Consider the following 9,565-nt stretch of genomic DNA (forward strand, 5'->3'; position numbering starts at 1 on the left):
GGGTTCGAATCCTGCTTCGAGCGTGGGGGAGGTTCGCGGGGGCGGGGGCGGCTGACCGGTTGCCCCATCCGCGGACAAAAAAATGGAGGCAGAGACCCACGGGGAAGAACGACTCCCAGATGGGGACGGCCTCCGAATAGAGGGCGGTCAAGCGACCTGCCTGAAAAGTAAGGCGCTCGGTGCTTGAAATCAAGGACAGCTCACAACGGGTGGCGGCGCGTCTTTTGGAGTTCTTCTCGGCTCGAACGGCCTGGTTTCGAGGACTGTGGGAGGTGGGGACAGTGCTCAGTCTCCGAGAGCTGCTGGAGGCGGTGGAGGCCGTCCCGGCGGGCGTCCTCTCCGACAAGGCCGTCGAGTGGCTGGCGAATGAACTCTCCCGGACCCTAGGCCCGGACGAAGGCATCGCGCCTCATTCCCGAAGTCTGCTGCAGCGTCTGCTGGGCTCACCGTTGAGGCCCCGCTCCGGCGAACTGCCCGCGGTGCACCGTCTCACCGAGGAGATGGATGCGTCGTATTTGTCCCGCTGGGCGGGACAGATCGCGCTGGGCATCCAGGTAAAGCCCGAGCGGGTGGCTCGTGCCGTCGCGTCGCATCTACTGGATTCGGGATTCAGCCCGGACTTCCTCCATCGCTGGCTGACATACCGGCTCGTCCATTCCACGCAGACCTATCTTCTGCCGGAGCTGCTGGAGGAAGCGCACGCCCTGGCCCGTACGCAGCCCTCGCGCTTCCAGGTCCTCCTGACCGTGCAGAACGCTCTGGGGCTTCAGGGTCCTCCACCAAATGAATGGTGTGGTGCGCCCACGGTTTCGAAGTGGCTCCTCACGAATGGATTCGATGCCACCCGTGTCCGGCAGAGCGGGGGCTGGTTGCTGACAGTGCAAGCTCGCGACGCCTTCTCCGCGGTGGAACGGGCATCGGAGACGGTGGAGAAACTGGCCGCCCGGCTTCTCATCGGAGTGGGCCATCGGATGAGGCATGGCGAGCACGCGTACGTCGAAGGCATCCGACAACCGCTGCCGCTCCGTCGGCATCGGCGAGTCGAGGTCCGCAGCTTGGAGCGTCAGGACCAGCTCTTCGCGTCCGGGCCGCCCAGCCGTGTTGACGCGGCCTTCGAGTTGCTGGGGCAGTTGGATGCGCCCGCCGTGGTCGCGGTGGCGGCCGGGTGGGCCGCCATTGAAGCGTTGCTCGTCGCTCCGGAGGACGGTCAGAAGTCGCCCGCGGGTGACCGGTTGGCTGCCCTGGTTGCGTGTTCGTTTCCCCGGGCAGAACTGACGTTGCTGGCATCCCTCCAAGGAAAGAACAACGCCAGCCCCCTGCAGGAGCAGGTCCTGAAGTGCACGAGCAATCACGAACGCTCATCACTGATGTTGGAGGCCATCCGGCAAGCCCAGCCACTCCCCTGGGAGGGACCTGTCTGGAGTCACCAGGCGGCGGTCGCGCGCATGGAGGGACTGCTCAAGGACCCTCGCAAGAAGCTGAAGGACGTGGAGGGCTATGCGGTGCGTGCATTCCGCCGGCTCTACCGCCAGCGCAACCTGGTGCTGCACGGGGGACAGACGAACGCGGTGGCCCTGCGCGCCAGTCTGCGGACAGCGGCACCGTTGATTGGCGCGGGCATTGACCGCATCGCGCATGCCTGGTTCCGCCATGGTGTCCAGCCGCTGGAGCTGGCCGTGAAGGCCCGGCATCGGCTGGATCTGCTGGAGTCCAAGGAGCCCCTGGCGATGCTGGACCTGTTGGAATAGCGAGGCCGGGCCGCTCCCACGCGACATGCGCGGCGTTTGGCCGTGCGACACTGGAAGCATGTCCCTGGGGGTGACTCCGGAAAGCCCTCTTCCTGAAATGGATGCACTGGAGTTGTTCCGCCTCACGCACCTGGGCAAGCGCGACGTCTGGGCGGAGGCCGTCGCGCTGTTCGTCACGGCCGTGGACATCATCGCGGCGTCCTGGATTCTTGGGGCCCTGGCGAGGGCGGACAACGTCTGGGTCGTCCCGCTCACGGCGGTGCTCCTGGCGGTGACGGGCGTGGCCGCGGGCTTCTACCTGGGCAGGCCCTGGGCGCGGTATGCACTGCTGATCACCCCGGGCCTCCTGACGCTCATTGGCTGGATGCAGTGGAGCGAGGACGCAAGGCCCGTGCTGTTGCTGGCGTTCCTCTTCTTCACGGGCTGCGCGCTCTTCGCCCACCGAAGCGTGCGCAACCAGCTCTTCTTCCAGCGGGACGTCCCACGTCCGGCGCTGGAGCGCTACCGGGCACGGCAGCAGGACAACCCCATGGCGCACCATGCGTGGCACTACGGCCTGGCCGGCCTGGTCGTGCCGCTGTTCGCGCCGCTCGCGGTCTTCTGCGGCGCGTGGGGGCTCCGGGAAGCGAAGCCCCCTGTGGGCAGTGCCATGCGGGCATTGGGCGGGCTCGTGCTGGGAAGCGCGGTCCTGCTGCTCTGGTACCACCAGGGGCTGGAGCTCTACATCCCCCTGACGAGACTCCTGCGCGACCTGCCGCCGTGAGAACCGCTACGGGAACGCGTCCACCACGGTGTAGCCCACGCTGCGGGGCAGCAGGGCGGTGCCAGGCTTGGAACTCGGGTCCTTGGGCCACCAGCCGTCACTGTTCCCGAGGACAAAGCAGACAGGATGGGTGCGGCCGTCCGGTGTCTCCGCTCGAGTGTAGCGGCCCACCACGCGTTCTCCCTGCGTCCACAGTTGTCCATACAGCAGGGTGCCGGCTGGAAGGCCACCATGTTGTTCCTTCTGGACGCTCACGATGTCCCCATCGCTCACGGAGACCAGGGTCGCATCCGTGCGGAATGGATAGCGGACGTCGAGCGTGATGGCCGCCTTTCCATCCCGCCACAGGTCCAGCTTCTTCATCGACTCCAACGCCTCCGAGGAACAGCGCTGGGGTCTGGGCGTCACCTGCGCGCCCGCGCAAGCGATGAGCGTGGATGCCGCGCCGACGGCCAGCGTGCAGCCTCGCGCGAGTGAACGGGTTCGCTGCTTCAGGGGAAGGGTCATGGCTTCCTGCTCCAACGGAAGCGGCGCAGGGGAAGGGGAGGCCGCTTCGGAGGCGGCAGCTTGGTCGGGCCCAGGTCCCCGCGCCACGGGAGGCGGAGGAGGCGCTGGCGCATCGACGCTGCCCTTGGAGAAGGTCCCCAGACTCCACACCAGCCACGCCAGGGACAGCACGAAGGCGACGCCCACGGCCCCCTGGCGCCAGCGGGCTCGCAATGCGTGTCGGTGCCGGTCCGCGCTCGCGGCGAGGATGGCTCGGGCTTCCATGCGGGCGACATGGGCGGGGACCCGGCGCCGCAGCTCGCGTGCGTCGCGGATGCGTTGGAGCCGGTCCAGGCGCTGAAGACGTGCGTGCTGGAGCGGCACCTCCTGACCGGGTGCCACGGGTCCTGCCATCCCGGGCGCTTCCTGTGTCGTGCATGAAGAAGAGGAGGGCGGTGTGGCCCAGTCGAACAGGGGCAGGTCCCAGGATGCATCCGCATGGGCCAGGACCTGATGCAGTTCGGAGGCCAATTCGGATGCGCTCGGAGGCCTGGCTTCAGGCGCGAAGGCGAGCAGACGGGTGATGAGCGAGGCCAGGGCCTCCGGCACATGCGAGTCGGGCCATTCCAACGGAAGCGCTGGATAGGTATCAGTCAGCAGCCGGTAGAAGGTGACGCCCACGGCGTACAACTCATCCGCCACGCCATAGCGAGGACACCCCTGTGCAGGCATTGCCTGCCTCCAGCGCTGGAGCTGCGGGCTCAGGTAGTGCGCCGTGCCGGGAGGAAGCTGGCCAGTTCCAGTCAGGGGCGTTGCGTCCGGGTGCCAGCCCGCGCCCCAGTCCAGCAAGGTGAGCCGTCCATCCGGCTGGACGCGGATGTTGTCTCCCTTGAAGTCGCGGTGCAGGACGCCGCGCCGGTGCGCGAAGCCCAGGATGTCCGCGGCCTGGACGAGCAATGCACCCACCTCGCGAGCCGTGGGGTTGCGGGCGCGGGCCCAGTCGTACAGCGACTCGCCATCCACATGCTCCATCACCAGGAAGGGATAGCTCCCGGAGTCCGTTCGCCATGCACCCGCATCCACGAAGCGAGGCACGCCCGGGTGCCGCAAGCGGGAGAGCACCTCCGCCTCGCGTGAGAACCAGGGGCTGTCGGGTTGGCGGGCCAGCTTCAGGGCATAGGGCTTGCCGCGAGGACGGCGCTTCGCCTGAACGACGTAGACCGTGCCATAGCCACCTGACGCCAATCGCCGGTGGACGCGCCAGGATTCAATGAACGTTCCGGCAGGAAGCGCATCCACCAAGAACAGCCGCATGGCAGGCAAGGCCGCGCCGAATGCCTTGTGGCCGGGCTTCGTGGAGGTTGGCGCACCAGGTGTTGCCTCATGCGAGCTCATGGCGCCACCTGCTCCCAGCGAATGCCGCGTTCGCCCTTCACATCCAGGATCTCCAGGATGAAGTGCGTGCCAGGCGGCAGGTCCGGAATCACGTTCCACTCCACCACCACGGTGGCGAGTTCCCCAGGCTCCAGCTGTCGTACCTGCATGAGCAGGGGAAGCTCTCGGACGGCAATGCCACCTGCTTCAGGTCCCCGAGCTGTCACGCGAGCAAAACCTGGGAGCCAGGGGGCCGCGCCCATGGGATTGCGCAATGAGGTGGAGAGGGCGCGGGTGCTCGCGGTGCGGTAGAGCACGTGGGGTCCCTCGGCGACGATGCCCCGGCTCACGGGTGACTCCCGGATGTAGTCCACGGCGATGCCCTTCTGGGTCACGGCCCCCGTCAACACCGCGCCACCCAGCCCACTGAGCGCGCACCGTGCCCGCAGGTCCGCGAGCTCCCTGCCCGAATCCTGGCGCAGGACCTCCACCTGCGAATCCACCTCCGTCTCCACGGTCGTGAGCACGAACCCCACCTGCGCGGGAGCCCCGGATCCCGCGAAGCGCACGGTGAGCACGGGCGCCTTGCCCACGGGGATGTCCACGGACGCCTTGAGCACGAGCACGTCCTCATGCACCGCCACGCGGGAGAAGAAGGGTGCGAGCACGCTTCGGTCCACGGACTCCGGAACGATGGGCGCGTCGAAAGTGACGGTGGTCACTTCATGGACCGCGACATGCAGCGGATGCAGCACCGGAGGCTCCTCCGCGCGCAGCGTGAGCTGCCGGGCCTTTCGCTCCCGGGACATGGGAGTGCGGGACTGCGCGACCGCCGTGGTGCCCAGCAGGATGGTCAGCACCAGGGGAATGACCGAAGTGGACAGCGACATCACGGGTCACCTCCATCCTTCAAACCTAACAGATAGGGGTGACACGCAACGAAGACCACGGCCCGGGGAAAGGAAAACCCAGACTACCTCAAGAGTCGTTGGTGGAAAGTCCTACCTACGACCGCCGGCCCGTCTTCCGCGCGAAGAACTCGCGGTTGAACGTCGCCACGCCCCACATGCGCGGGTCGTCCGGGAAGTCCTCCTTCGCCAGCGATTCGTCACTCTGTTCCGCCAGCCAGCGGGTGAACTCATCCCGCGACGCGAAGGTCCGCTTCGCCCGCGAGCCCCCCTGGACGTACCGGAAGCCCTGCGCGTACGTGCCATCCCCGGAGCGCCACAGCGCGCGGGACACGCCTTCGCGAGGGTCAGTGGTGATGGACAGGTCCGCCCCCGCGTCCAGCAGCTCCGCCACCCGCTGCGCCAGCGCGCGCCCGTAGTGCCGCGAATCGAAGTGGGCCTCCGCGCGGGCCTCGCGCTCAGCGCGCAGCCAGCGGACGACTTCGGAGTCTTCGGTGAGGACGGAGGTCATGGCTCGGGCCGGGACTCTCGCACGACCGAATCGAAAGACTGACATTCCTGTCGCGCTTCCGGACCATTCCCATGCCTTGCCATCCCCACCGCACAGGGCGCCCGCATCAGGGAGGCCCTGGCCGTGGGCTTGCAATGCGTGCCGGCGCCAACTCCCAACGCCGTCGGATGACGGCCCTCACTCCCTGGACGACATGACTGCTCGACACCTCATCGCATCGCTGGCGCTGACCACCTGCCTGGGAGCCCTGCCGGCCGCGGCGCAGGAGCCCAAGACTTCCGGGCTCGCGCTGGGCGTGCGCGGCGCCTATGGCATTCCGGTGGGCGACTCCGGCACGAACCTCTCGCTGAAGGACACGTTCGGCAGCACCCTGGCGCCGCAGGTGGACGTCTCCTACTTCTTCAACCGGCAGCTCTCGCTGGGCGCCTACTTCCAGTACGGCATCGGCTCCGGTCCCGGTGACGAGTGCGCGGACGGCGCGGACTGCAAGAGCAGGGTCCTGCGCTTCGGCATCGACCTGGACTACCACTTCCGGCCGGACGGCGTCGTCTCGCCGTGGGTGGGCGTGGGCGTGGGCTATGAGATTGGCTCGCTGGAAGTGGGCGAAGGGGCGGGGAACTCCTGGTTCAAGCTCGAGGGCTATGACCTGGGCCATGCCCACTTCGGCGTGGACCTCCAGCTCACCCGCTCCATCGCGGTGGGGCCCTACATCTCCGCGTCCGTGGGGCAGTACAACAAGGGCGCGATCCGCGTGGGCGATGCCGCGGAAATCAGCAACGACCTCTCCGACGGCGAGAAGCAGATCCACATGTGGATCCAGCCGGGCGTGCGCGTGCAGTTCCGGCTGTAGTCCCCGCCATCCAAGCCCTCACGTCTCCTGCGACGGAGGCGTGGGGGCGGCCCGCGGAAACCCGTTCAGAACGGGGATCCGTCCGTCCGGGTGCGCGGGGTCGGGTTGGTGTAGCTCCAATTCCCGGTGGCGCTCAGGTCCGGGCTGCGGTTGAACGAATAGCCCTGGTACACGTCCACGCCCGGTACCTGGTACGAGTGGCTGTCCTGCACCGTGCCGTCCGCGCGCACCAGGTACACCGCGTCGCCCGCGCCACCCTGGTTGATGCCCCGGTCGAGGCGCAGCCCGTAGCCGTTGTTGTTGGCGTACGTCGCGTACTGCGCCCCCGCCGGCACCGCCGACGCGCCGGAATACACCACGTACCCCTTGCCCGCCGGCAACACCGTGCCGGGCACGAACGTGTGCCGCGCCGCCTCCAGGCCCGAGTACGTCTTCGCGTCGTGGATCGTCCAGTCGCTCAGGTCCACCGACGTCGGCCCGGCGTTGTAGATCTCCACGAACTGCTGGTCGTAGTCCGGCGTCGTCCCGCCCGGGACCGCGGGGTTGGGCTGCGGCAGGTACTCGTTGATGAACACCTGCGGCACCGGCCGCGTCAGCGTGAACACCCCGTCGCTCACGTCCGACACGTCCGTGCGCGACGAATCCGCCACGCGCACCTTCGCGGACGTCGAGGACTCACTCGGCACCGTCCACGTGTAGCGCCCGCTGGACGCCGCCAGGCCCGACGCCAGGGAACGCCACACCGTCCCGTCCAGCGTGTACGTCAGGTCCACCTGCGCCACGTTGCTGGACGTCCAGGTGATGCTGAACGTCTTGCCCGCCTGCAGCGTCTCGCCGCCGTTGGGCGCGGTCAGCCTCACGCTGCGCGTCTGCGCGGCCGAGCCGAAGTTGAACCTGCTGAAGATGGGGTAGTGGTCCGACGTGGTGGCCTTGTAGCTGACGATGCTCGGCTTGATGACCTCCGTGGGCGGCACGTAGTACGCCGCCAGCTCGTTCGTCGCCAGCTGATGGTCGATGAACTGGCTGTTGCTCACCGTCGAGCGCGCCCCGGACTCCGACAGCGCCTGGGTGAGGAACTTGTAGCGCGCGGGGTCCTGCACGAAGTCCACGTAGGGGGACGCGTAGGGCGTGTAGATGGACGCGTCCACGTCGTCGTTCCAGTCGCCCAGCACCATCACATTCTGCGTCGGCAGGGACGTGTCCAGGTAGTTCTTGAGGCAATACGCCGCCGCCTGGCGCCGCGCGTACGAATCCGGATCCGCGTACGCCTTCATGTGCAGCACCATCACCGTCAGGTCCACCGGCGAGCTTCCTCGCAGCACCTTCAGGTTCACGCGCAGGGGCGGCCGGTAGGCGAAGTCCTGCGCGCACTCGGTCAGCACGACGCTCGAGCTCACCAGTTGCACCGAGTCCGTCTTGTAGAGCACGCCCACCTTCTGGTCCGTCAGACCGTAGGGCCAGCCGCTGGCGAGCACGCCGTCGTAGCCAGACAGCCCGTTCTTCAGCGAGTTGAACGCCTCCTCGCTGACGATCTCCGCTACGCCCATCACTTCCGGCCCCGCGTCCGCGATGACCGCCTTCGCGTTGGCCAGCTGCAGCGCCTCGTCCGTGGGGCCCTCGGTCGTGGAGCCGAACCACTCGATGTTCCAGTTGCCCACCTTGAAGGTCGCCGTCGGCTGCGTCCCGCCGTCCGTCTGCGTCCCGCCGTCCGTCACCGGGCCGCCGTCGGGCAGCTCACCGGACGACGTCTGCACGGGCAGCTGGAGGACCGCCTCCGCGAGCGCCCCGTTCGCGTCCTTCACCCGCACGGTGAACTCATACAGCGCCGGGCCCCGCGGCGTGCCGGTGAGCACCCCGTCCTCCGTCAACGTCAGGCCGTTCGGAATCGCCCCGCCCGCCTGCGACCAGGTCAGGGGCTGCGCGCCGCCCGTGGCGCCGAAGGTGAAGGTGTAGGCGCTGCCCTCCTTCACGGCCGGCAGCGGCGACATCGTGGTGATGACCGGCGTGGACCACACGCGCAGCGCATAGCCCCGGGAGCTCTGGAGCCCCTTCGCGTCGCGCACGGACACCGTCAGCGTCCACTCGCCGGCCGTCGTGGCGGGGCCCACCAGCCGTCCGGTGTCTCCATAGAAGGAGAAGCCCGGCGGGACCTGGTCCACCGTGTACGTGAGCGGCGGCGTGCCGCCCGTCGCCGTGAGCACCTTCTCATAGGCCGCCCCCACCGTGGCCGCCGGCAGCGTCACCTGGGGCAGCACCGGCCCCGTGGACCCCGGCTCCCCGGAACCACAGGCGGCCAACGTGACGACGGAGGTGACGAGGACGAGCGACGTGAGCGCTCGCAAGGACCGGGACGCCATAAAGGGACACTCCAGCACCGGGCCCGCCCCAACGCGGCTTTCCCGGAAGAGGGCACGCACCTTAACGTGTCTTGCATCAGACTGTCGCGAGTCCCCCCGCTTGCACCCCGGCGGAGCCCCTGACGCACTGCCACAAGGCAATCGTTGGCGCGCTCCGCCGTCCTACCTGGACAGCGCGGGAGGCTTTGCGCGCGGTCCATACGTGCGGTTGGATGGCTTCGAGCAGACAGAGGAGACGCGTCATGGCCGAGAAGTGGGACAGGCAGTTGATGGACTTCCTCAAGCGCACCGGTGACGAGCTCAAGCGCACCACGGACGACCTCCGGGGCGAGGCCGAGCGCCTCCTCAAGGAGGTGAAGGACCCGGACAAGCAGGCCAAGGTCAAGGAAGGCCTGGCGCAGCTGCGCACCTGGGCCACCGCCACCACCAAGACGGCCGCGGAGAAGATTGAGACCGCCGTGCGCCGCGTGGAGACCTCCGTCGAGGAGGCCTTCAAGCCCGGCTCCGGCTCCGGCGCCACCCCCCCTCCGCCCGCCGCGGAGGACAAGGCCCCCAGGGCCTCCAAGGC

Annotated in this window: 7 protein-coding genes and 1 pseudogene; 4 read left to right on the forward strand and 4 right to left on the reverse strand. The window is 68.3% G+C overall.

Going from position 1 to position 9,565, the window contains the following annotated elements; all coding sequences use genetic code 11:
* Positions 1-179: 179 nt before the first annotated feature.
* The gene (locus tag D7X55_RS28985) at positions 180-1,748 is read left to right on the forward strand and encodes a hypothetical protein (protein WP_147468400.1); all 1,569 of its coding nucleotides are present in this window, start codon (positions 180-182) and stop codon (positions 1,746-1,748) included.
* Between the two features lie 97 nt (positions 1,749-1,845).
* Positions 1,846-2,511: a hypothetical protein gene (locus D7X55_RS28990; RefSeq protein WP_147470248.1), complete on the forward strand. Its 666-nt coding sequence runs from the start codon at positions 1,846-1,848 to the stop codon at positions 2,509-2,511.
* Between the two features lie 6 nt (positions 2,512-2,517).
* Here the strand turns inward: D7X55_RS28990 and D7X55_RS28995 are convergent, their stop codons facing one another.
* The 3 genes from D7X55_RS28995 to D7X55_RS29005 form a co-directional block, all read right to left on the reverse strand.
* Positions 2,518-4,311, reverse strand: coding sequence for a serine/threonine-protein kinase (locus tag D7X55_RS28995; RefSeq protein ID WP_158626440.1), 1,794 nt, complete (start codon positions 4,309-4,311; stop codon positions 2,518-2,520).
* A gap of 77 nt (positions 4,312-4,388) precedes the next feature.
* Positions 4,389-5,261, reverse strand: coding sequence for a DUF2381 family protein (locus D7X55_RS29000; protein ID WP_121724751.1), 873 nt, complete (start codon positions 5,259-5,261; stop codon positions 4,389-4,391).
* Between the two features lie 115 nt (positions 5,262-5,376).
* Positions 5,377-5,790 (reverse strand): hypothetical protein, encoded by a 414-nt coding sequence (locus tag D7X55_RS29005; protein ID WP_121724752.1) that lies wholly within the window; start codon positions 5,788-5,790, stop codon positions 5,377-5,379.
* Positions 5,791-5,983: 193 nt separating this feature from the next.
* On the opposite strand from D7X55_RS29005, the gene D7X55_RS29010 reads away from it, so the two are divergent.
* Complete coding sequence (locus tag D7X55_RS29010; protein WP_121770992.1) at positions 5,984-6,640, forward strand: outer membrane beta-barrel protein; 657 nt, start codon at positions 5,984-5,986, stop codon at positions 6,638-6,640.
* 65 nt (positions 6,641-6,705) lie between these two features.
* Here the strand turns inward: D7X55_RS29010 and D7X55_RS44850 are convergent, their stop codons facing one another.
* The gene (locus D7X55_RS44850) at positions 6,706-8,997 is read right to left on the reverse strand and encodes a lamin tail domain-containing protein (protein ID WP_233610136.1); all 2,292 of its coding nucleotides are present in this window, start codon (positions 8,995-8,997) and stop codon (positions 6,706-6,708) included.
* 242 nt (positions 8,998-9,239) lie between these two features.
* Here D7X55_RS44850 and D7X55_RS29020 point away from each other — a divergent pair.
* Positions 9,240-9,565 (forward strand): annotated as a pseudogene (locus tag D7X55_RS29020) (transcriptional regulator); the annotation flags it as partial.

It is taken from the genome of Corallococcus sp. AB049A, from assembly GCF_003668885.1.
Classification (GTDB): domain Bacteria; phylum Myxococcota; class Myxococcia; order Myxococcales; family Myxococcaceae; genus Corallococcus; species Corallococcus interemptor.

Excerpts from the sequence above, each read along its gene's own strand:
- D7X55_RS28990 (WP_147470248.1), top strand. The coding sequence starts at position 1,846 with ATGGATGCACTGGAGTTGTTCCGCCTCACGCACCTGGGCAAGCGCGAC.
- D7X55_RS28995 (WP_158626440.1), bottom strand. The coding sequence starts at position 4,311 with ATGCGGCTGTTCTTGGTGGATGCGCTTCCTGCCGGAACGTTCATTGAA.
- D7X55_RS29000 (WP_121724751.1), bottom strand. The coding sequence starts at position 5,261 with ATGTCGCTGTCCACTTCGGTCATTCCCCTGGTGCTGACCATCCTGCTG.
- D7X55_RS29005 (WP_121724752.1), bottom strand. The coding sequence starts at position 5,790 with ATGACCTCCGTCCTCACCGAAGACTCCGAAGTCGTCCGCTGGCTGCGC.
- D7X55_RS29010 (WP_121770992.1), top strand. The coding sequence starts at position 5,984 with ATGACTGCTCGACACCTCATCGCATCGCTGGCGCTGACCACCTGCCTG.
- D7X55_RS44850 (WP_233610136.1), bottom strand. The coding sequence starts at position 8,997 with ATGGCGTCCCGGTCCTTGCGAGCGCTCACGTCGCTCGTCCTCGTCACC.